Genomic DNA, 20,146 nt, shown 5'->3' with positions numbered 1-20,146 from the left:
CGCGGGTCCGGCAAGCCGGAAAATCCCGCCGCGGGAATCTCGCTCACCGCGCCCTGAACATCCCCCGGATTCCGACCAGTACGCCCGCGCCCAGAATGCCGGCAAACCAGCCGGCCATCTGGCCGTCGGCGAACCAGTGCATGGCGCGGCCGCCGTAGAAGGCAGCGAGCGCGCCGAGTGCCCCGAACACCACGGCGGCCAGCAAACCGACCCGCCCCGAGGGATGCAGCGACCGCGCCGCCAGACCGACCAACACGCCCACAACCAGCGTCCCCAGCATCACTTTTCCCCGATGATCTCGACAGTCGCGCGGTCTTCCCGGCACAAGCGCCGGCCGCGCGTGGTCCCGAGGATACGGTAAACCTGTCCGGGGACGGCCCCGGGCCCTCGCTTCGCCGGCAATTTTCGCGCCGGGCGTTATAATGTAGCCCGGTTCGGCGGCGCAATGCGCCGGAATCCGCCTCGTGGAAACCACGCCGCGGATTTGCCTTTTGAAGCCCGCGCGGCAGCCAGCCTGGAGCATGGCACCCCGCGGGGCCCGCGCCAAAAGACATGCCCTCCACCATGCAACTGCTTGCGATCGGTATCAATCACACTACGGCGCCCGTCTCGCTGCGCGAACGGGTGGCGTTTCCGCTTGAGCAGATCAAGCCGGCGCTGGGCGCCTTGCGCACCCACCTGGCGGGCCGGTCCGGCACCGAGGCCGCGATCCTCTCCACCTGCAATCGCACCGAGATCTACTGCGCCACCGACATCCTGGTCAACGGCGACGAAGGCTTCGATCACACGCTGCGCTGGCTGGCCCAGCACCACAACGTGCCGGCCGGCGAACTGGCGCCCCACCTCTACGCCCTGCCGCAGTCCGAAGCCGTGCGCCATGCCTTTCGCGTGGCCAGCGGGCTGGATTCGATGGTGCTGGGCGAGACGCAGATCCTCGGGCAGCTGAAGGACGCGGTGCGTACCGCCGGCGAGGCGGGCGCGCTTGGCACCTACCTGAACCAGCTGTTCCAGCGCACCTTCGCGGTGGCCAAGGAAGTGCGCGGCCAGACCGAGATCGGCGCGCATTCGGTGTCGATGGCCGCCGCCGCGGTGCGCCTGGCCCAGCGGATCTTCGAAAGCGTTTCGACCCAGCGCGTGCTGTTCATCGGCGCGGGCGAGATGATCGAGCTGTGCGCCACGCACTTTGCCGCGCAGACGCCGCGCCAGATCGTGGTGGCCAATCGCACCGTGGAACGCGGCGAGCGGCTGGCCGAGCAACTGGCCGGACAGGGCCTGACCACCGAGGCGATCCGCCTGTCGGACCTGGGCGCGCGCCTGCATGAATTCGACATCGTGGTGTCCTGCACCGCCAGCTCGCTGCCCATCATCGGTCTGGGCGCGGTGGAACGCGCGGTCAAGCTGCGCCGCCACCGCCCCATCATGATGGTGGACCTGGCCGTGCCGCGCGACGTGGAACCCGAAGTCGCGCGCCTGGACGACGTGTTCCTGTACACCGTGGACGACCTTGGCGCCATCGTGCGCGAGGGCAACGCCATGCGCCAGGCCGCCGTGGCCCAGGCCGAAGCCATCATCGAAAGCCGCGTGCAGAACTTCATGCACTGGCTCGAGACCCGCAGCGTGGTACCGGTCATCCGCGACCTGCAGGCGCAAGGCGAGGCCATGCGCCAGGCCGAGCTGGAACGCGCGCGCCGCATGCTGGCGCGCGGCGACGACCCAGAAGCGGTGCTCGAGGCACTGTCCGGCGCGCTCACCCGCAAGTTCCTGCACGGTCCTACCCACGCACTCAACCATACCCAGGGCGACGACCGCGAAACCCTGCTGCGCCTGGTGCCGGGCCTGTTCCGCCACAGCAGCCACTCCGAGCGCTAGCAGCGCTCTTCGTCCGGCGGTGCGCGTCCTGCGCACTGCCAGCCTTGCCTGCCGTGGCTTCTGGTCCGGGCATGCAATCCCGACGCCGCCCTAGCCGGCATCCGCCTCAACCCAGCTGCGACCCCGCATCATCGCGACCCTGCCCGGATACCCATGAAAGCCAGCATGCTAGCCAAGCTCGACCAACTGGCCGAGCGAATCGACGAAGTCAACGCCCTGCTCGGGCGCGAAGACGCCACCGCCAAGATGGACCAATACCGCAAGCTCACGCGCGAGCATGCGGAGCTGTCGCCGGTGGCCGAGCAATACGGGCAGTACCGCCAGGCGCAGGACGACCTGGCCACCGCGCAGGCGCTGCTGGACGATCCCGAGATGAAGGATTTCGCCGCCGACGAGATCGATGCCGCGCGCGCGCGCCTGGCGGCGCTGGAAATCAGCCTGCAGAAGCTGCTGCTGCCCAAGGACCCCAACGACGACCGCAACCTGCTGCTGGAAATCCGCGCCGGCGCGGGCGGCGAGGAAAGCGCGCTGTTCGCCGCCAACCTGCTGCGCATGTACACGCGCTATGCCGAGCGCCAGCGCTGGCAGGTGGAAGTCATGAGCGAATCGCCCTCCGACCTGGGCGGCTACAAGGAAGTGATCATCCGCATCGCGGGCGACGCGGCCTTCTCGCGCCTGAAGTTCGAGTCCGGCGGCCACCGCGTGCAGCGCGTGCCGGCCACCGAGGCCCAGGGACGCATCCACACGTCGGCGTGCACGGTGGCAGTGATGCCCGAGGCCGACGAAGTGGCCGAAGTCCAGATCAATCCGGCCGACCTGCGCGTCGATACCTTCCGCGCGTCCGGCGCGGGCGGCCAGCACGTGAACAAGACCGATTCGGCCGTGCGCCTGACCCACATCCCCACCGGCATCGTGGTGGAATGCCAGGACGACCGCAGCCAGCACCGCAACAAGGACAAGGCCATGAAGGTGCTGGCCGCACGGCTGATGGACGCGCAACTGCGCGCCGCGCAGGCCAAGGAAGCCAGCACCCGGCGCAACCTGATCGGCACCGGCGACCGCAGCGACCGCATCCGCACGTACAACTTCCCGCAGGGCCGGGTGACGGACCACCGCATCAACCTGACGCTCTACAAGATCGAAATGATCATGGACGGCGACCTGGAAGAACTGCTGTCCGCGCTGGCCGCGGAACACCAGGCCGATCAATTGGCGGCGCTCGGCGAAGACCATTAATGGCGTAAATCGGCAGCGAGGGAGCGGCATTATCGCGGGGCGGGATTACAGCGGCGAGGGGTAATAAACCGGCCCGCCGGAATCAAACTCATACCGCACGGCATAAATCGAGCGGGCCGAGGAAAACCTTTGTATCTGTTGTAAATGCTTGCAACAGCACTAGCGTGACATTTTTCGCTGTCTATAATCCATTTCGACTGAGCCGCCGCGCAAAGGACGGCGTGTCGACCCTCCTACCGGACAAAAGGACAAAATCATGAAAAAAATGCTCGCGCTGTTGATGATCACCGCTGCCCTGGCTGCCTGCAGCAAGAAGGAAGAAGCCCCCGCGACGCCTAGCGCCGACAGCGCCATGCAAAACGCGGCCGAATCCGCCAAGGCCGCCGCCAGCGATGCCGCAGCCGCAGCCGGCAATGCCGCCGACGCCGCCAAGGCCGCTGCCAGCGGCGCTGCCGCCGATGTCTCCGCCGCCGCTGAAAAGGCCAAGGTAGATGCCGGCAACGCAATGCAGCGCGCCAAGGAAGCCTCCAAGGACGCTGTCAACGCCGGCGCCGACAAGGCCAAGGACGCCGTCAACAAGTAATGCCATGCCGCTGCCGGCGGCGGGGCGGGAAAACCGCCCGCTCCCGCAGCGCGGACAAGCGCGTTACACTGCAAACCCCGCCCAGGCGCATGCCGGCGGGGTTTTCGCTTTTATCCCCGGCATATTTCCGCTAGCCAGCCTGCGTCCATGTCCAGCCCCTCCCCGCTAGTCCCGCCCGCCGTCCCGCCCGCCGTCCTGCCCGCAGCCGTCACGGTGCACCAGGCCCTGGCGCTAGCCACCGCAGCCGGCCTGCCGGCGCTGGAGGCGAGGATGCTGCTGACGCACGTGACCGGGCTGACGCGCACGCAACTGATCACGCGCGACGGCGACACGCTGGCGCCGTCCGACCGCGACAGCTTTGCCGGCCTGCTGACGCGCCGGCTCGCCGGCGAGCCGGTGGCCTACCTGCTCGGCGAGCGCGAGTTCTTCGGGCGCATGTTCCGCGTGACGCCGGATGTGCTGATTCCGCGGCCCGACACCGAGATCGCGGTGGAAACCGCGTTGCGGCTGCTGGCACCGCTGCGCGCGCCGCGCCTGCTCGACATGGGCACGGGTTCGGGTGCCATCGCAGTCACACTGGCCTGCGAGCGACCCGACGCCGAAGTCTGGGCCACGGATGTCTCGGCAGGCGCATTGCAGGTGGCGCAAGACAACGCGCGCGCGCTCGGCGCGGCCAATGCGCGCTTCCTGGCCTCGGACTGGTACGCCGCGCTGCCGGCCGGACTGCGCTTCGACTTGATTGTCAGCAACCCGCCTTATATCCCCGCGGGCGATCCGCACCTGACCCAGGGCGACCTGCGCTTCGAACCGGCCGATGCGCTGACGGACCACGGCGACGGCCTGTCCGACCTTGCCGCCATCGTCAGCGGCGCCGCCGGTCGGCTGCATGCGGGCGGCTGGCTGCTGATGGAACATGGCTACGACCAGGGCGAGGCGGCCCGCAGCCTGCTGGCGGCGGCCGGCCTGGGCGACATCTTCACCGCGCGCGACCTCGCCGGCCACGAGCGCTGCAGCGGCGCGCGGCTGCAGCCCGCGTCCGGTGGCGTCGCCTGAAGGCAACGGCCGATTCCGGTAAAATCCATTCCTTGATGGCGTGCACCTCGCATGCCTGCCGATTTCCCGATTGCGGCGTCCGGCGTGGACCGGCCCCGCTCAACCGAAAGAGACATCATGAGTGACGTGCAACAACGGATCGACCAGATCGTCAAGGGCAGCCCGGTAGTGCTGTTCATGAAGGGCACCGCCCAGTTCCCGATGTGCGGCTTCTCCGGCCGCGCCATCCAGATCCTGAAGGCCTGCGGCGTGGACGCGCCCACCACGGTCAACGTGCTGGAAGACGACGGCATCCGCCAGGGCATCAAGGAATACGCCAGCTGGCCGACCATTCCCCAGCTGTACGTCAACGGCGAATTCGTCGGCGGCTCGGACATCATGATGGAGATGTACCAGAACGGCGAACTGCAATCGCTGCTCAAGGCCTGAGCGCGAGATGTCCGCAGCGGGTGATGCAGGTGGCCCCGGTGGTCCGGGTAGCCCGGGGGGCGGCAAGCCGCGGCGCCTGATCGTCGCCATCACCGGCGCCACCGGCGCGGTCTACGGAGTGCGGCTGGTGCAGACGCTGCGCGCCGTGCCCGGCGTGGAGACCCACCTGCTGATCTCGGCCGCGGGCGTGATGAACCTGCAGCACGAACTGGACATGGGCAAGGCCGAAGTCGAAGCCTTCGCCCACGTCGTGCACAACGTGCGCGACATCGGCGCCACCATCGCCAGCGGCTCCTTCGCCGCGCATGCCATGGTGGTCGCGCCCTGCTCCATGCGCACGCTGGCAGCCGTGGCGCACGGCCTGTCCGACAATCTCATCACCCGCGCCGCCGATGTCACGCTCAAGGAGCGCCGCAAGCTGGTGCTGATGGTGCGCGAAACGCCGCTGAACCTCGCCCACCTGCGTAATATGACCGCCGTCACAGAGATGGGCGGCATCATCTTCCCGCCCGTGCCCGGCTTCTACCAGAAGCCCCAGAGCGTGGCCCAGCTGGTGGACCACACCGTCGGGCGCGTGCTGGACCTGATCGACATCCCGCAAACCCTGGCACCAAGCTGGGGCGGCCTCAACGGCCAGGCCTGAGGCCCCGCGCGGGCCGGGGCCCGCTGGCCTCAATGCCAGTAGCGGTAGCGGCGGCCACCGTAGTAGCCGCGATAGCCGTAGTACCCGCCGTAATAGCCCGGCGACACCACGACCGACGGCGCCGCGTACACCGGCGCCGGCGCCACGGCCACTTCGCCGCCGCCATAGCCGTAAGCCGGATAGGCCGGATAGACTGCGCACCCGCCGAGCATGGCGGCACCCGCCACTGCGATCCCAATCATCCACGTTTTCATTTTCATTGTCCTTTGCGGGCAGGTTGTTGCCTGCCCTTAAGAACGTTATACGGGGCTGTTTGGTAATACAGGGTCAATGTGCTGTAACCGTTGTTACGAATGGAAACGGGTTGGTGTCGGTATGTGGGGAATGGGACGGGGCCGGGCAAGCGGCCGCGGCCCCGGTCCGGACCCGATTCGAAGACAAAGCTCAGACCTCGAAACGAATGCCCTGCGCCAGCGGCAACGCATCCCCATAGTTGATGGTGTTGGTGGCCCGCCGCATATACCCCTTCCACGCATCGGATCCCGACTCGCGTCCGCCGCCGGTTGCTTTTTCGCCGCCGAACGCGCCGCCGATCTCCGCCCCGCTGGTGCCGATATTCACGTTGGCGATCCCGCAATCGCTGCCCGAGGCGGACAGGAAGCGTTCCGCTTCGCGCAGCGATTCGGTGAAGATGCAAGACGACAGGCCATGCGCCGCGGCGTTGTTCAGCGCGATGGCCTCCTCCAGCGTCTTGTAGGGCATCACATAGAGAATCGGCGCGAAGGTCTCGGTCAGCATGGTCTCATGCTGGCGGTCGGTCAGCACCAGCGCCGGACGCACGTACTCGGCATTCGGGTAGCGCTCCGCCAGCACGCGTTCGCCGCCGTGCACGACATTGCCATGCTGGCGGCAGCGCAGCAGCGCGCCGGCCATGGCGGCGCCGGCGGCACCGTCGATCAGCGGGCCTACCAGTGTCGACTCGGCGAGCGGATCGCCCACCGGCAGGTTGTTGAAGACTTGCATCAGCCGCGTGGTCACGGCGTCGAACAGATCGGCGTGGACGAAGGCGCGCCGCAGCGTGGTACAGCGCTGCCCGGCCGTGCCGGCGGCAGAGAACGTGATGGCGCGCACGGCCAGTTCGATATTGGCCGAAGGCGCGATGATCGCCGCATTGTTGCCGCCCAGCTCCAGGATGGCGCGCTTGAACTGCCCGGCGCAGGCGATGCCGACCTCGCGGCCCATGCGCGTGGACCCCGTGGCGCTGATCAGCCGCACATCGGCATGGCCGACCAGGTGCTGCCCCAGCGCCTGCGCACCCGCCAGCACGGTGGCGATGCCGGCGTGATGCGGCGCGGCGATCTCCAGCACGCCATCCAGCAGCCCCTGCACGGCCAGCGCGCTCAGCGGCGTCTTCTCCGACGGCTTCCACACCACGCCATTGCCGCACACCAGTGCCAGCGCCGCGTTCCAGGCCCACACCGCAACCGGGAAATTGAAGGCAGAGATCACGCCGCACAAGCCATAGGGATGCCAGGTCTCGCGCATGGCATGCTGCGGCCGTTCCGAGGCGATGGTCAGGCCGTGTAGCTGGCGCGACAGGCCGACCGCGAAATCGCAGATGTCGATCATCTCCTGCACCTCGCCCATCCCCTCCTGCAGGATCTTGCCGGACTCGAGCGCGACCAGCTGGCCGAGATGCTTCTTGTGCTCGCGCAGGACCTCGCCAAAGCGGCGCACCACCTCGCCACGTACCGGCGCCGGCACCAGGGCCCAGCTGGCCTGCGCCGCGCGCGCGCGCTCGATGCGCGCGTCGGCCTCGGCCGCGCTGCAGGCGGGCAGGTGGCCGAAGGCTTCTCCGTCGATGGGCGAGCGCACCGGCAGCGCACCCGCGGGTCCTTCACCCTCGCGCCACGGCGCGGACAAACCGAGGGCCTGCCAGCAGGCCGCGAATTCCCTGGTCTTCATGCCATTGCCTCCTGTAGCGGATGACGCGTGTAGTGTCTGCCGAAACGGTTGGCGAGGAAAGCGTCCAGCGACATCGCCTCCTGCGGCACGAAGCCCGCCTGCGGCAGCGCGCCGCCGGCCACCAGGTCCAGCGCGGTGCAAATGCCCGCGGCGGTGGTGAGCTGGATCGCGTTGACATGGCCGGCGTCGGTGTCGGCCCCGCCGATGCGCGCCGAGAACGAGGCCTGCATCAGGCGGCCGCGCGCGCCCTGGCTGCCGGCGGCATGGCCGGTGGCGTTGGCGAACACGATCACCACATCCTGCTGCGTGGCGGGAATCGCGCTGTCGAAGATCTCGCGCATCCAGTCGCGCCGCTCGCGCAGGCGCAGGTCGTTGAGCAGCAGCTTCATCACCGCGCAGTGGCCCGGATAGCGGATCGACTTGTAGTCCACGTCGCGCGCGCGGCCCGCCAGGGTCTCGGGCAAGGTGCCCAGCCCGCCGGAAGTATTGAAGGCCTCGTACTCGATGCCGTCCAGCGCAAAGCTCTCCAGCCCCTCCAGCGCCGGCACTTCCACCCGGCGCCCGTCGACGATGGCCTCGCACGGATTGCAGTATTCGTTGATCAGCCCTTCCGTGCTCCAGGTCAGGTTGTACTTGAGCGCGTTGCTGGGATAGCGCGGCAGCGCGCCGACCCGCATCTTGAGTTCGAGCAGTTCGCCGCCGTCCTTCAGGAAGCGTTGCGCCAGGTCGTTGCCGACCACGCCGATAAAGCCCGGCGCCAGCCCGCACTGCGGCATCAGCACCGAGCGCGCGCCGGCCGCCAGGCCGCGGATGGCATGCGTGGCGGCCACGTCTTCGGTCAGGTCGAAGTAGTGCACGCCCAGGCTGGCTGCCACCGTGGCCACGCCGAGCGCGGCGTGGAATGGCAGCGCGTTGAGCACCGCGTCGGCGCCTTGCAACAGGGCCGCGCAATCCTCGGCGCGGTCCGGCGCGCCCTGGCGCACGACAATGCCTTGCGGCAAGTCGTCGAGTTGCGCAGGCTCGCGGTCGACCAGGGTGACGCGGTAATCGCCGCTGTCATGGAGCATGACGGCGATGGTGCGGCCGATCTTGCCCGCGCCTAGCACCACCACGCGCAGCGGAACCTGCCGGACAGCGCCGGCGGCATACGTTGCGACGGCGGCACGGCCGGGTGGAATGGGTCTGGTCATGATGTCCCCTGGGTGGCAGTTGTTCGTTCGTCGGTCGTTCGTCGGTCGTTCGTCGGCATAAGCCCATGGCTGAAGTATGGTTGCGGGCACGGTCGGAATGAAGGGACAAGAATGACGAAAACACCGCATAATCGAGCGAATCGACAACGCCGGCAGTCGAAACGGCATCAACGCCAGACCTAGACCAGACCTAGTCCACCGCGAGGCCACCGCGCGCCATGACCGAACTCGACCAGACCGACCGCCATCTGCTCTCGCTGCTGCAGGCCAACGCGCGCGAGAACGCCGCCAACCTGGCGCGCAAGCTGGGCATCGCCCGCACCACCGTGGTGGCGCGCATCGCACGGCTCGAGCGCGACGGCGTGATCGCGGGCTACGGCGTGCGGCTCGGCCAGCAGATGGAGGACAATGCCATCCTGGCCTTCTGCGGCCTGTCGGTCATGCCCAAGACCGCGCCTGCGGTGGTGAAGGCGCTGCAGCGCTTTCCCGAGATCGAGGAGCTGAATTCCGTGAGCGGGCCGGTGGACTACATGGCGGTGATCCGCTGCGACACCCACGCCCGGCTGGACAAGCTGCTCGACGAGATCGGCGCGCTCGACGGCGTCAACCACACCACCACGTCGATCGTGCTGGCGCGCAAGATCGACCGGCGCCGCGCGGCGGGCTGACGGCAAAGGCCCTGCAAAGGCCTGAACTGCCCGGCACGCAGACCAACAACCAGAGGAGAACAGCACGATGAGCAATCGCATCCGAGTCGCCGTGGGCGGCGTGACCGGCTGGGCCGGCGGCGAACTGGCGCGTGGCGTGGCGCATGCGGACGACATGACGCTGGTGGCCGGGCTGTCGCGCGGCGCGGCCGGCCAGACCCTGGCCGAGCTGACGGCGCACAAGGGCACGCCCGGCCTGGCAGTGGCCAGCATCGACGAGCTGGCCGCCGGCAGCTTCGACGTGTATGTGGAGTACACCAAGCCCGACGTGGCCAAGCGCAACATCCTGCAGGCGCTGGCCAAGGGCGCGCATGTGGTGGTTGGCACCTCGGGCTTGTCCGACCAGGACTACGAGGAGATCGACGCCGCCGCGCGCCAGGCCGGCCGCGGCGTGCTGGCCTGCGGCAATTTCGCCATCACGGTGGTGCTGCTGCAGAAGTTCGCCGAGATGGCCGCGCGCCACCTGGAGCACTGGGAAATCATCGACTATGCCAAGGCCGGCAAGGTCGACGTGCCCTCCGGCACGGTGCGCGAGCTGGCCTATCGCCTGGGCCAGGTCCGCCAGGCCGCGCAAACGGTACCGGTCGACCAGGTAAAGGGCCCCAGGGAAACGCGCGGCGCGACCATGTCCGGCAGCCAGGTGCACGCGGTGCGCCTGCCTGGCTACCAGCTCGGCGTGGAGGTGATCTTCGGCGCCGACGGCCAGCGCCTTCACCTCAAGCACGAGGCTGGCGACGGGTCCAGGCCCTACGTCACCGGCGCGCTGCTGGCGATCCGCAAGGTCAGCGGGCTGCAAGGCCTGGTCCGTGGGCTGGACAAGGTGATGGAGGGGCTTTGAGGCCCCGTCCCCTGCCGGCTACCAGCCCTTCTTTTCCACCGGTTTTCCTGCAGGCGCCGCCTTCGGCGCGGAGGCGGCCTGCGGATTGAGCTGCTGCGCCATGGCCGCGTCCTGGCTGGCCATCAGCGCGCGTGCCTGCGGCAGCAGCAGTTCCACCGTGCCGGTGTTCGGGTCTTCGGGTATGGCGTACAGCTCCACCGTCAGCGGACGCTTGGTCCAGCCGGCGTGAATGGTCTTGACGGGCTTGCCGGCCTTGTCCTTGAGCTCCACCGCTTCAGAGCGGAAGGGCTTGCCGTAGCGCGCGGTCAGGCTCTGCACCACGGCCTGCTCGGAGCGCACGCCGTCGGTCGGCACGATCAGGCCCACCAGGGCGCTGCGGTCGACGAAGGCGACCACGTGCGGGCCGTCCATGAAGGCGGGGCGCTTGTCGCGCGGTACGCCGACCTGGCGCATCGTGCCGTCGCCGCGCACTTCCACGCACAGCGCGGTCACGTCCCGGCCGTCCGGCGTGCGCTTGTCGGCGCAATCGGGAAGCGTGGGCAGCGGGCTGCCGATTTCCAGGGTATCCAGCATTGGCGCCAGCGCGTCGGCGCTGTCCTTGGCCGCGGCGCCGGCCAGCGGCGACAGCAGCAGCAGGCTGGCGGCGGCCAGCCCGGCGAGGGGGTATTTCATCCAGACTCCTGAGAAAAGCTGCGGATTGGAGCGCCCCCCGCGCGCGTGGTTCCGCCAGGGGCTAATGCGTCATACGGAGCACCGCGTTGGCCAGCACGGCCAGCAGCAGCACCAGCAGGGTCCACAACAGCAGGCGCGGCACGCGGCTGGGCGGCAGTTGCCGCTGCGGCGAGCGGGCCGTGCGCGCGGTCGTCGTGCGCAAGCGGGTATGGCCGTGCAGGCCGCGCGTATGCCAGACGGTGTCCGGGCCAAGATCGCGCACGGCGGTGCTCTCCCGGCCGGGCGGCCTGGCCGCCTTGTGCGACATGTGCGGCCGCGGGCCCTGCGCGCCGGCCGGACGCCGGGCGCCGGTTGACGGTTGGGTGCCGCTACTGCCGTGCGGTCGTTGCGTGGCCATCTGTGCTCCCCGGTTTGTGGTGCCGGCGCGGATCATCGTGTGCCGCCGGGGCACAGCACCGGACCATGGCCCGGGCGCCGCCAATGGTAAGACAAAGCGGCACCGCGCACCATGTCCCGAACGCGCCTTATGTGGTCTGGGCCACTTTGCGCGTGGCGTCCAGCGCCTCGCGCCGGAATGCATGGGCCACATGGTGGTAGAACGGATTCGGACAGAACTGGCGGGCCACGAAGGAGGCCAATAGCGCTGCCGCCAGCAGGAACACCGTGAGATCCTGCGAACGCGTCATCTCCATCACGATCACGCTGGCGGTGATGGGGGCCTGGGTGGCGCCGGCCAGGAAGGCGGCCATCGACACCAGCGCCAGCACGCGCGGCTCGGCCAGCGGAATGGCGAGGTAGGCCACCACCTGCTCGAGCCCGGCGCCGATGCCCGCGCCGATCGCCAGGCAAGGGGTGAAGATGCCGCCCGGGATGCCGGCGAAGTAAGACACCACGGTCGCCACCAGCTTGGCCAGGCCGAACCAGAGCGTGGGCGGCACATCCCCGTTGATCAGTCCGTTGGCCTGCTCGTAGCCGGTGCCGAAGGTGGCGCCGCCGGTGGACCAGCCGATCGCCGCGGCCACCAGCCCGCACAGGAAGGCCACCAGCACCGGGTGCTCGCCCGGCCACATGCGCAGCTTGCCCGGCAGCAGCCCTTGCACGCCGCCGGTCAGCGCCTTGGCGAACACGCCGCCAAGCACGCCATTGACCAGCGCGCACAGCAGCACCGGCCCCCAGGCGTTGTGCAGGGCGAGGATCGGTGTCTTGACCGCGAAATACGGGTTGTTGCCCAGCAGCGCCAGCGAGAGGAAACCGGCGGTCAGCACGCCCGAGAGCACCAGCCGGTCCCAGCGCACGGCGGTACCGCGCCCGAGCTCCTCGATGGCGAACACCACGCCGGCCAGCGGCGTATTGAAGGCGGCCGCCAGCCCGCCTGCGGCACCCGCGGCAATCAGCGCGTTGGGATGGAAGCCGATGCGAAAGCGCAGCCGTTCCTGGCACCAGCGCCCCCAGCTCAGCATGGCCGCCGCGCCCACCTGCACCGACGGCCCTTCGCGGCCGATCGAGGCGCCGGCCAGCAGGCCGCCGGTGGTCAGCAGCACCTTCCACATCGCCTGGCGGAACGACACCAGCAGCGTCTGCGCCGGCCCGGACGGCGGCAGCGAGAAAGACGCGATGACCTGGGGGATGCCGCTGCCGCGCGCCTGCGGCGCCAGGCGCAGCGTCAGCCAGCGCAGCGCGGCCAGCCCGAACGGCAGCAGCACGAAGGCCAGCCAGGGCGTGGCCCCGGTGAGCTTGTGGTTCCAGCCCAGCGCCAGCTCGGCGACCCAGGCAAAGACCAGGGAGAACAGCGCCACGCAGCCGGCGCCGCACATGAATACGGCATAGCGCAGGGTGGTGCGGGAGATGCGCCACATCTGGCGCGACTTGCGGCCGGCGGCAAGGCGGGCGCGGCGGCGCAGCGCACGCAGGCGGTCGTGCGCCGCATTGGCGTGCGCCTCCGCCCGGGCTTCGGCCCGGGCTTCGCGCACGACGTCCTGCGGCCCGCCCGGGTCCGGGCCCGGACCGGAATCAGGCCGGGAAGGCGGCAGATCTGCTTCGGGACTCTGGTCTGGCGCGGCGTCTTTCATGAAAGCGGCGGTCGGGGCGACAAAACACCGTGAGCGGCCCGCGGGCCGGGCGCATCACGGCGTCCCGGAACTATACGCTTTTCGCCGCGCCGGCTTCAGTCGAGCGAGATATGGTTGGCCTGGATCACGCCGCCCCAGCGCGCGCGGTCCGCGTCCACATAGCGCTGCACCTCGGCGCTGTCGCGCGGGCGCTGGATCACCAGGCCGAGCGCGGCAAAGGTCTGGCGGAACTGCGCGTCGCCGGTGGCCTTGGCCGCCGCTGCCTGCAGGCGTGCGATGGCTTCGGGCGGCGTCTGCGCCGGCACCGCCAGCCCGAACCAGGTGGCCGCCTGATAGTTGGGATGTCCGCTCTCGGCCACGGTGGGCACGTCGGGCAGCACCTCCAGGCGCTCCTTGCTGGTCACCGCCAGCGCCTTGAGCTTGCCGGCCTTGATATGCGGCAGCGAGGTGCTCACCACATCGATCATCAGCTGCACGTCGTTGGCCAGCAGCGCCGCCAGCGCGGGCGCGCTGCCGTTGTAGGGCACGTGGGTGAGATTGATGCCCAGCTCGGTCTTGAGCATCTCGGTGGCCAGCTGCAGCGGGTTGCCCAGCCCGACCGAGGCATAGTTCAGCTTGCCGGCGTTGGCCTTGGCGTAGCTGGCGAACTCGCGCACGTTGGCGGCCGGCACCTGGGTATTGGTCACCACCACCAGCGGGAGCTCGGCGGCGACCGAGATCACCTTGAAATCGCGCCTGGCGTCGTAGTTGACCTTCTTGTAGAGCATCGGGTTGAGCACCATGCTGGCATTGCTGGCCAGCAGCACCGTGTAGCCGTCGGCCGCGGTGCGCGCCACGCCGGTGGCGGCGATCATGGTGTTGGCGCCCGGGCGGTTCTCCACCACCACCGGCTGCTTGAGTTCGCGGCCCATGCCATCGGCCAGCGCGCGGGCCAGCTGGTCGGCCGAGCCGCCGGGCGTGTACGGCACCACCAGCTTGACCGGCCGGTCGGGAAAGGCGCCGGCCGTGGCCAGCTGCGCGCAGGCCAGCGCGCCCGCGCCGAGCATGGCGCGCCATGCGGGAATCCAGCGTTGCATATCGTCTCCTTGATTGTTTTTTTCCTTGCCGGCGGTGCCGGCTTGTCCTTCTCAGACGCGGCGTGACCGGCCTTCCCAGTACTTGTCGCGCAGGCGGCGCTTGGCCAGCTTGCCGGTGTCGTCGCGCGGCAGCTGCGCCTCCACCACGATGGTGCGCGGCACCTTGAAGCCCGACAGGCGCTGGCGCAGCCACTCGATGATGACGCCCTCCTCCAGGCTGGCGCCCGGCACCGGCTGCACCATGGCGAGCAGGCGTTCGCCGTATTCGTCGTCGGGCACGCCGAACACCACGCAGTCGGCCACGCCGGGATAGCGCACCAGCTCATGCTCGATCTCGGCCGGGTAGATGTTCACGCCGCCGGAGATCACCATGTCGGAGGCTCGGTCGCAGATAAAGAGATAGCCATCCGCGTCCACGTAGCCCATGTCGCCCAGGCTGACCAGGCCGCCGCGGTCGATGGCGCGGCGCGCTTCGTCGTTGTTGCGGTAGCTGAAGTCGGGGTAGGCCGGCTGGCGCACGTAGACCAGGCCGATTTCGCCGGGCGCGCAAGGCTTGCCCTGCTCGTCGAGGATGCGCACCTCGGCCTGGTCGACCGCGCGGCCGGCGGTGCCGGGCCTGGCGGCGGCGTCTGCCGGCGTGGCCACGGTGATCATGCCGGCCTCGCTGGAAGCGTAGGTTTCATGGATGACCGGGCCGAACCAGTCGAGCATGGCGCGCTTGACCTCGGGCGCGCACGGCGCGCCGGTGGAGGCGACGAAGCGCAGCGACGACAGGTCATAGCGCGCGCGCAGCTCGGCCGGTACCTTGAGCATGCGCACGTACATGATGGGCACCAGATACAGCACGTCGATGCGGTGCTTTTCCACCAGCGCCAGCACCTGCTCCGGATCGAAGCGCGCGCACAGCACCAGGCGCTCGCCCATCTGCAGCACGTTCTGGATGAACACACCCGGCGCGCTGTGGTACAGCGGCGCGGCCATCAGCGCGCGGCAGCCGGGCACGATGCCCATGGTCTGCGCCACCACCGAGCGCATGCGCTCGAGCTGCGCGTCCAGCGTGCCCAGCGGCACCGGCGCGCGCAGCACGCCCTTGGGGCGGCCGGTGGTGCCGGAGGTGTAGGCCATGTGGCCGCGCGGCGCCACGCGGGGGCCGTCATAGGGTTGCTGCGCGGCGAGCCAGCCGTCGTAGTCGGTGGCGCCGGCGGGCAAGGCTGTGTCGGCTTCCGCCACCGCCAGCACCTGCACGCCTTCCGGCACCACCGCGCGCACGCCGTCCAGCAGGCCGGCATGGACGATCAGCGCGCGCGCGCCGCTGTCGGTCAGCAAAAAGCGGATTTCCTCGGCGGTGAAGTGCCAGTTGATCGGGCAGTAGTAGGTGCCGGCGATGCGGCAGGCATGCACGATATCGGCGAAGACCGGATCGTTGCGCAGCAGCACGGCGACCACGTCGCCCTCGGCCAGGCCCAGCGCGCGCAGGCCGCCGGCCAGGCGCGCGCCGCGCTCGAGCAATGCGTCGCCGCTGCGGTGGGTGTCTTCGAACCAGAGGTCTGCGGCCATCAGTCGTCTCCTGCTTGCGTGGGGGTGGGGGCGTTCACGGTGCGGTTGGCGCGGTCGGCGGCGTTCTTCGCCGCGATGCGCTCGCGCGCGGCCTGCCACTCGGCATCGCCCCAGCCCAGGTACTGCTTGAAATAGGCGCCGTTGGCGAGGTAGTCGCCGCCGTCCAGCGCGATGGTCTGCCCGTTGATCCAGGAGTTGTCGCGCGCCAGCAGGAAGGCGGCCAGGTTGCCGATGTCCTGCGGCTGGCCGATGCGGCCGGTGGGGTTCTGCCCGCTGAGCTGGTCCTGCTGCGAATCCTGCGGGCGCAGGCGCGAGCCCGCGCCTTCGGTCGGGATCACGCCGGGCGCGATGGCGTTGCAGCGGATGCCGTGGCGGCCCCACTCCACCGCCAGCGACTTGGTCATCGCGTCCACGCCGGCCTTGGACATGGCGGACGGCACCACGAACGGCGAGCCGGTCCAGACCCAGGTCACCACGATCGACAGCACGGAGCCGGGATGGCCGTCGCGGATCCAGCGCTTGCCGACCGCCTGCGTGGTGTAGAAGGTGCCGCGGAAGACAATGTCGGAAATCGCGTGGAAGCCGTTGGGCGAGAGATCCTCGGTGCGGCTGATGAAATTGCCCGCGGCGTTGTTGACCAGGCAATCCAGCGGGCCGTGCGCGGTCCAGATGGTCTCGATCATGGCATCCACGGCGGCGGCGTCGCGGATGTCCACGGCATGGGTCACCACCTTGGCGCCGTGCCGGTCGCGCAGCATCTGCGCTGCCTCGTCGAGCACCGGCAGGCGGCGCCCGCACAGGTGCAGTTCGGCCCCCAGGCCGGCCAGGCGCTCGGCCATGATCAGGCCCAGCCCGGTGCCGCCGCCGGTGATCAGCACGCGCTGCCCGGCGAAAAGATCGTCCTTGAACATCTTGTCTCCTGTTTGGCCCCGCGCATGCCTGACCGGCGGGGAAAGCACACTGTAGCCCCGTCATGCGGCATCGACAATTCCCGCTCCCCGACTCACAATGTTGCGCCATATGTGACAATCCTCCATGGAATCCCGGATGGACCTGAACCTGATCCAGGCTTTCGTCGACATCGTCGAAGCCGGCAATTTGTCCGAGGCCGGCCGCCGGCGCGGCGTCACGCGCTCGCAGGTCAGCCGTCAGCTGCGCGAACTCGAGCACCAGGCCAACGCCCAGCTGCTGCGCCGGACCACGCGCCGGCTGGAGCTGACCGAGCCGGGCCACGCGCTCTACCAGCACGGTTTGCGCATCCTGCAGGAGGTGGCTTCGGCCCAGGCCGAGATCGACAGCCTGGGCAAGACCCTGCGCGGACATGTGCGCGTGAGCGTGCCGACCGGGCTGGGCGACACCTTCATCGCGCCGCTGCTGCTGGAGTTCGCCGGGCAGCACCCTGGCATCTCGCTGCGCGTGTTCTTCGCCAACCGCGTGGTGGACCTGATCGCCGCGGAAATCGACGTGGCCCTGCGGGTCACCTCGAAGCCGCAGCTGGACCACGTGGCGCGCGACGTCTGCGCGATCGACTGGCAGCTCTTTGCCGCGCCCGCCTACCTGGCCCGCTGCGGGACGCTGCGGGCGCCGGCGGACCTGGCGCGCTGCCAGTTCCTGTGCCCGCCCTATGCCGCGCGCCGCTTCGTGCTCACGCTGGACCGCGGCGAGCAGCGCGAGCAGGTGGCGCTGGTGCCGCACCTGCAGTCCGAGCATTTCCCCTTCCTGATGCGCGGCGTGCGCGACGGCCACGGCGTGGGCCTGCTGCCGGTCTACGCCGCCTGGGAGGACATGCGGGACGGCCGGCTGGTGCGGGTGCTGCCCGAATGGAACGCCGAAGGCCTGGGCAACCGGCTCTACATCATCACCACGCCCAACCTCCACCCGTCCATGGCCACGCGCGCCCTGATCGACTTCCTGCGCGAGCGGATCCCGGCGCTCGACGTGTTCGCCGCCGGGGGCGGCGGGCCGCCTTCCTGATCCGCCGCGCGCGGCGCGGCGGGAAAGGCACTGCGGGAAATCCGGCAAGCTTTCAAATTGCAAGTTAATATGCGTGGAACTGGCTTGCAAAACGAAAGCTACGGTGCGGATCCGATCCCGCCGACCCGCAAGCCGCATGGAGAAGACAAGGAATATGGGACACACAGACTTTGCCAGCATGCCTTGCCCGATTGCCCGCTCGATGGCGGTGCTGGGCGAGCGCTGGGCCATTCTCTTGCTGCGCGAGGCGTACTACGGCAGCACGCGTTTCGACGAATTCCAGCGGCACCTGGGCATTGCGCCCAACATCCTGAGCGCACGCCTGAAGACGCTGGTCGAGCACGACATGCTCGAGCGTGTGCCTGTGCCCGACAGCACGCGGCACATGTACCGCCTGAGCGCGAAGGGCCGTGACTTCTTCCCGGCATTCGTGGCGCTCAAGGCCTGGGCCGACCGCTGGATGAACGACGAGCGCGGCCCGATGACCTTGTTGCTGGACAAGCACACCGGTGAGGAGATCAAGGCGCATGCGCTGACGCGCGCCGATGGCCGCGCGCTGACGCTGGACGATCTTCGCGTGGCGCCTGGCCCGGCCGCCAACGGCTACCTGCGCCGCCGCTTCGGCGAGGCGGACCACGCGAAGGGCGAAGCGCAGACGAGCGCAACGGTGGCCGGCGATGCGTGAAGCGCAAGCCAACCCGCTGGCTGCAGCGGTACTCGCATCCGCCGCATCCGCCGCATCAGCCGCATCCGTCGCGGCTGCCGGCGCGCCCGCCCTGCAACCGCCGTTGCGCGAGTTGACGCGCCGTATCCTGGTGCTGGCCGCGCCCACCAGCCTGATCGCCCTCCTGCAGGCCACCGCGCAACTGATCGAAACCTGGCTGGCGGCGCGCCAGGGCACGGCGGCACTGGCCGGCTGGGCAGTGGTGCTGCCCTTCGCGCTGTTGCTGCAGCAGATGTCCACCGGCGCCATGGGCGGCGGCGTGGTCGCCGCCATCGCGCGCGCGCTCGGCGCGGGCAAGCGCGACGAGGCTTCCTCGCTGGTACTGCATGCGCTGATCATCGCGCTCACCGCGGGCCTGGTGTTCGCCGTGACGCTGGCCGGTTTTCCGCGCGGCATCCTCGGCGCGGTGGCCGGGCAGACCGCCGCCGACGCGGCCGCCACCTACGCGATCTGGCTGTTCGGCGCCGGCGCCGTGCCGGCCTGGCTGGCCAACACGCTGGCCTCGGTGCTGCGCGGCGGTGGCCGCCATGCGCTGGCGGCGCGCGTGCTGTCGCTGATGTGGATCGCCTTCCCGGTGCTGGCCTGGGCGCTGGCGGAGCCGGCCGGCATGGGCCTGGCGGGCATCGGCGCGGCGCTGGCCACGGTGTCGTGGGCAGCGGCCCTGGCGATGGCCGCCGTGGTGCTGCGCGGCGGTGCGGGCTTCGCGCCCACGCTGCGCGTGCGCCCGTCGCGTGCGCTGTTCGGTCGCATCCTGTCGGTGGGGCTGGTGGCCTGCCTGCTGGCCTCGGTCGCCAACCTGACCACCATCCTGGTGACGGCGCAATTGCGTCACTACGGCACCGCGGCGGTGGCCGCCTACGGCATCTCCGCGCGGCTCGAGTTCCTGATGATTCCGCTGGCCTTTGGCGTGGGCTCCGCGCTGACCGCGCTGGTGGGCCGCGCAGTGGGCGCGAACGACTGGACCACCGCGCGCCGCACCGCATGGGCCGGAGCCTTGCTGGCGCTGGCGGTGGCCGGCGCGGTGGGGGCTGCGGTGGGGCTGGCGCCGGCCGCCTTTGCCGGGCTCTTCACCAGGGATGCCGAAGTCGCGGGCATCGCCGCGCGGGCCTTGTCCTGGGTGGCGCCGGCCTTCGGCGGCTTCGGCCTGGGCATGGCGCTGTACTTCGCTTCGATGGGCGCGGGCCGCATGGGCTGGCCGGTGGCGGCCGGGGTCTCGCGCATCGCGCTGGCCGCCGGCGGCGGCTGGGTGCTGGCCAACATGGCCGGCATGGGGCTGGACGGGCACTTTCTTGGGGTGGCGCTGGGCATCAGCGCCTACGGCGTGGTCACCGCCTTCGGCGTGCGCGGCGGGAGCTGGGCGCCGCGCTGAATGGCGCGCCGCGCCGGGCCATTCAGGCTTTTTCTTGCAGGCGATGCGGGGGCATTCGGCAAGCGGGCCGGCGCGGCGCACGATGTGGACAATTCCCGGCTCGCCCTTGAATCTGCGCTCGCCCAGCCTCACCTAGTGAGTTCGCGCGCGGCGCACTGCGACGGCACGGACCGGGCATGGCGATGACGGCGC

At 69.8% G+C, this 20,146-nt stretch carries 21 protein-coding genes; 11 read left to right on the top strand and 10 right to left on the bottom strand.

All coding sequences use genetic code 11. The annotated features are described in order from the left end of the window. Positions 1 to 43: 43 nt before the first annotated feature. A complete protein-coding gene (locus tag AB4Z48_RS22900) occupies positions 44 to 280 on the bottom strand; it encodes a hypothetical protein (protein WP_441618140.1) in 237 nt (78 codons plus the stop codon). Positions 281 to 564: 284 nt separating this feature from the next. Here AB4Z48_RS22900 and hemA point away from each other — a divergent pair, with 284 nt between their 5' ends. The 6 genes from hemA to AB4Z48_RS22870 all read left to right on the top strand — a co-directional run bounded on the left by hemA (position 565) and on the right by AB4Z48_RS22870 (position 5,813). Beyond that, positions 565 to 1,869 carry a glutamyl-tRNA reductase gene (hemA, locus tag AB4Z48_RS22895; RefSeq protein WP_441618182.1) on the top strand — a complete coding sequence of 435 codons (1,305 nt, stop codon included), beginning with the start codon at positions 565 to 567 and terminating at the stop codon, positions 1,867 to 1,869. A 153-nt stretch (positions 1,870 to 2,022) separates the two neighbouring features. Beyond that, positions 2,023 to 3,105: a peptide chain release factor 1 gene (gene prfA, locus AB4Z48_RS22890; protein WP_441618138.1), complete on the top strand. Its 1,083-nt coding sequence runs from the start codon at positions 2,023 to 2,025 to the stop codon at positions 3,103 to 3,105. 256 nt (positions 3,106 to 3,361) lie between these two features. Further along, positions 3,362 to 3,688, top strand: coding sequence for a hypothetical protein (locus AB4Z48_RS22885; protein WP_441618136.1), 327 nt, complete (start codon positions 3,362 to 3,364; stop codon positions 3,686 to 3,688). A gap of 147 nt (positions 3,689 to 3,835) precedes the next feature. Then, on the top strand, positions 3,836 to 4,741 hold the full coding sequence (gene prmC / locus AB4Z48_RS22880; protein ID WP_441618134.1) for a peptide chain release factor N(5)-glutamine methyltransferase: 906 nt from the start codon (positions 3,836 to 3,838) through the stop codon (positions 4,739 to 4,741). A 117-nt stretch (positions 4,742 to 4,858) separates the two neighbouring features. Then, positions 4,859 to 5,170 (top strand): Grx4 family monothiol glutaredoxin, encoded by a 312-nt coding sequence (gene grxD / locus AB4Z48_RS22875; protein ID WP_441618132.1) that lies wholly within the window; start codon positions 4,859 to 4,861, stop codon positions 5,168 to 5,170. A gap of 7 nt (positions 5,171 to 5,177) precedes the next feature. Beyond that, positions 5,178 to 5,813, top strand: a complete 636-nt coding sequence (locus tag AB4Z48_RS22870; RefSeq protein WP_441618130.1) for a UbiX family flavin prenyltransferase — start codon at positions 5,178 to 5,180, stop codon at positions 5,811 to 5,813. A 29-nt stretch (positions 5,814 to 5,842) separates the two neighbouring features. On the opposite strand, the gene AB4Z48_RS22865 is transcribed toward AB4Z48_RS22870, so the two are convergent. From AB4Z48_RS22865 to AB4Z48_RS22855, 3 genes are all read right to left on the bottom strand, one after another. Further along, positions 5,843 to 6,055: a hypothetical protein gene (locus AB4Z48_RS22865; protein ID WP_441618128.1), complete on the bottom strand. Its 213-nt coding sequence runs from the start codon at positions 6,053 to 6,055 to the stop codon at positions 5,843 to 5,845. Positions 6,056 to 6,257: 202 nt separating this feature from the next. Then, entirely contained in the window at positions 6,258 to 7,778 is a 1,521-nt protein-coding gene (gene amaB, locus AB4Z48_RS22860; protein ID WP_441618126.1) for an L-piperidine-6-carboxylate dehydrogenase, read from the bottom strand. Continuing rightward, positions 7,775 to 8,968 carry a saccharopine dehydrogenase C-terminal domain-containing protein gene (locus AB4Z48_RS22855; protein WP_441618124.1) on the bottom strand — a complete coding sequence of 398 codons (1,194 nt, stop codon included), beginning with the start codon at positions 8,966 to 8,968 and terminating at the stop codon, positions 7,775 to 7,777. Before AB4Z48_RS22855 ends, amaB begins: the two co-directional genes overlap by 4 nt. Positions 8,969 to 9,186: 218 nt before the next feature. Between AB4Z48_RS22855 and AB4Z48_RS22850 the strand changes: the two genes are divergently transcribed. Both AB4Z48_RS22850 and dapB read left to right on the top strand, forming a co-directional pair. Beyond that, positions 9,187 to 9,636 carry an Lrp/AsnC family transcriptional regulator gene (locus tag AB4Z48_RS22850; protein WP_441618122.1) on the top strand — a complete coding sequence of 150 codons (450 nt, stop codon included), beginning with the start codon at positions 9,187 to 9,189 and terminating at the stop codon, positions 9,634 to 9,636. A gap of 67 nt (positions 9,637 to 9,703) precedes the next feature. Beyond that, the gene (dapB, locus tag AB4Z48_RS22845) at positions 9,704 to 10,513 is read left to right on the top strand and encodes a 4-hydroxy-tetrahydrodipicolinate reductase (RefSeq protein WP_441618120.1); all 810 of its coding nucleotides are present in this window, start codon (positions 9,704 to 9,706) and stop codon (positions 10,511 to 10,513) included. Between the two features lie 18 nt (positions 10,514 to 10,531). Here the strand turns inward: dapB and AB4Z48_RS22840 are convergent, their stop codons facing one another. The 6 genes from AB4Z48_RS22840 to AB4Z48_RS22815 form a co-directional block, all read right to left on the bottom strand. After that, complete coding sequence (locus AB4Z48_RS22840; RefSeq protein WP_441618118.1) at positions 10,532 to 11,185, bottom strand: hypothetical protein; 654 nt, start codon at positions 11,183 to 11,185, stop codon at positions 10,532 to 10,534. A gap of 61 nt (positions 11,186 to 11,246) precedes the next feature. Continuing rightward, entirely contained in the window at positions 11,247 to 11,582 is a 336-nt protein-coding gene (locus tag AB4Z48_RS22835) for a hypothetical protein (RefSeq protein WP_441618116.1), read from the bottom strand. A gap of 127 nt (positions 11,583 to 11,709) precedes the next feature. Next, positions 11,710 to 13,254: a chloride channel protein gene (locus AB4Z48_RS22830; RefSeq protein ID WP_441618114.1), complete on the bottom strand. Its 1,545-nt coding sequence runs from the start codon at positions 13,252 to 13,254 to the stop codon at positions 11,710 to 11,712. A 95-nt stretch (positions 13,255 to 13,349) separates the two neighbouring features. Continuing rightward, positions 13,350 to 14,330, bottom strand: a complete 981-nt coding sequence (locus tag AB4Z48_RS22825; RefSeq protein ID WP_441618112.1) for a Bug family tripartite tricarboxylate transporter substrate binding protein — start codon at positions 14,328 to 14,330, stop codon at positions 13,350 to 13,352. 51 nt (positions 14,331 to 14,381) lie between these two features. Further along, positions 14,382 to 15,887, bottom strand: a complete 1,506-nt coding sequence (locus tag AB4Z48_RS22820) for an acyl-CoA synthetase (protein WP_441618110.1) — start codon at positions 15,885 to 15,887, stop codon at positions 14,382 to 14,384. Continuing rightward, positions 15,887 to 16,798 (bottom strand): SDR family oxidoreductase, encoded by a 912-nt coding sequence (locus tag AB4Z48_RS22815; protein WP_441618108.1) that lies wholly within the window; start codon positions 16,796 to 16,798, stop codon positions 15,887 to 15,889. Before AB4Z48_RS22815 ends, AB4Z48_RS22820 begins: the two co-directional genes overlap by 1 nt. A 136-nt stretch (positions 16,799 to 16,934) precedes the next feature. Here AB4Z48_RS22815 and AB4Z48_RS22810 point away from each other — a divergent pair, with 136 nt between their 5' ends. The 3 genes from AB4Z48_RS22810 (at position 16,935) to AB4Z48_RS22800 (ending at position 19,954) form a co-directional block, all read left to right on the top strand. Then, complete coding sequence (locus AB4Z48_RS22810; RefSeq protein WP_441618106.1) at positions 16,935 to 17,861, top strand: LysR substrate-binding domain-containing protein; 927 nt, start codon at positions 16,935 to 16,937, stop codon at positions 17,859 to 17,861. A gap of 154 nt (positions 17,862 to 18,015) precedes the next feature. Next, entirely contained in the window at positions 18,016 to 18,546 is a 531-nt protein-coding gene (locus AB4Z48_RS22805) for a winged helix-turn-helix transcriptional regulator (protein ID WP_441618104.1), read from the top strand. After that, positions 18,539 to 19,954: an MATE family efflux transporter gene (locus AB4Z48_RS22800; protein WP_441618102.1), complete on the top strand. Its 1,416-nt coding sequence runs from the start codon at positions 18,539 to 18,541 to the stop codon at positions 19,952 to 19,954. The genes AB4Z48_RS22805 and AB4Z48_RS22800 overlap by 8 nt, the downstream gene beginning before the upstream one ends. Positions 19,955 to 20,146 lie beyond the last annotated feature (192 nt).

It is taken from the genome of Cupriavidus sp. 2TAF22 (assembly GCF_052115045.1).
GTDB lineage: Bacteria > Pseudomonadota > Gammaproteobacteria > Burkholderiales > Burkholderiaceae > Cupriavidus.
The sequence above is the reverse complement of the archived record's forward strand: the minus strand, read 5'-3'. Positions and strand labels throughout refer to the sequence as shown.

Coding starts and splice junctions, on each gene's coding strand:
- AB4Z48_RS22900 (WP_441618140.1), bottom strand. CDS start 280: ATGCTGGGGACGCTGGTTGTGGGCGTGTTGGTCGGTCTGGCGGCGCGG.
- hemA (WP_441618182.1), top strand. CDS start 565: ATGCAACTGCTTGCGATCGGTATCAATCACACTACGGCGCCCGTCTCG.
- prfA (WP_441618138.1), top strand. CDS start 2,023: ATGAAAGCCAGCATGCTAGCCAAGCTCGACCAACTGGCCGAGCGAATC.
- AB4Z48_RS22885 (WP_441618136.1), top strand. CDS start 3,362: ATGAAAAAAATGCTCGCGCTGTTGATGATCACCGCTGCCCTGGCTGCC.
- prmC (WP_441618134.1), top strand. CDS start 3,836: ATGTCCAGCCCCTCCCCGCTAGTCCCGCCCGCCGTCCCGCCCGCCGTC.
- grxD (WP_441618132.1), top strand. CDS start 4,859: ATGAGTGACGTGCAACAACGGATCGACCAGATCGTCAAGGGCAGCCCG.
- AB4Z48_RS22870 (WP_441618130.1), top strand. CDS start 5,178: ATGTCCGCAGCGGGTGATGCAGGTGGCCCCGGTGGTCCGGGTAGCCCG.
- AB4Z48_RS22865 (WP_441618128.1), bottom strand. CDS start 6,055: ATGATTGGGATCGCAGTGGCGGGTGCCGCCATGCTCGGCGGGTGCGCA.
- amaB (WP_441618126.1), bottom strand. CDS start 7,778: ATGAAGACCAGGGAATTCGCGGCCTGCTGGCAGGCCCTCGGTTTGTCC.
- AB4Z48_RS22855 (WP_441618124.1), bottom strand. CDS start 8,968: ATGACCAGACCCATTCCACCCGGCCGTGCCGCCGTCGCAACGTATGCC.
- AB4Z48_RS22850 (WP_441618122.1), top strand. CDS start 9,187: ATGACCGAACTCGACCAGACCGACCGCCATCTGCTCTCGCTGCTGCAG.
- dapB (WP_441618120.1), top strand. CDS start 9,704: ATGAGCAATCGCATCCGAGTCGCCGTGGGCGGCGTGACCGGCTGGGCC.
- AB4Z48_RS22840 (WP_441618118.1), bottom strand. CDS start 11,185: ATGAAATACCCCCTCGCCGGGCTGGCCGCCGCCAGCCTGCTGCTGCTG.
- AB4Z48_RS22835 (WP_441618116.1), bottom strand. CDS start 11,582: ATGGCCACGCAACGACCGCACGGCAGTAGCGGCACCCAACCGTCAACC.
- AB4Z48_RS22830 (WP_441618114.1), bottom strand. CDS start 13,254: ATGAAAGACGCCGCGCCAGACCAGAGTCCCGAAGCAGATCTGCCGCCT.
- AB4Z48_RS22825 (WP_441618112.1), bottom strand. CDS start 14,330: ATGCAACGCTGGATTCCCGCATGGCGCGCCATGCTCGGCGCGGGCGCG.
- AB4Z48_RS22820 (WP_441618110.1), bottom strand. CDS start 15,887: ATGGCCGCAGACCTCTGGTTCGAAGACACCCACCGCAGCGGCGACGCA.
- AB4Z48_RS22815 (WP_441618108.1), bottom strand. CDS start 16,798: ATGTTCAAGGACGATCTTTTCGCCGGGCAGCGCGTGCTGATCACCGGC.
- AB4Z48_RS22810 (WP_441618106.1), top strand. CDS start 16,935: ATGGACCTGAACCTGATCCAGGCTTTCGTCGACATCGTCGAAGCCGGC.
- AB4Z48_RS22805 (WP_441618104.1), top strand. CDS start 18,016: ATGGGACACACAGACTTTGCCAGCATGCCTTGCCCGATTGCCCGCTCG.
- AB4Z48_RS22800 (WP_441618102.1), top strand. CDS start 18,539: ATGCGTGAAGCGCAAGCCAACCCGCTGGCTGCAGCGGTACTCGCATCC.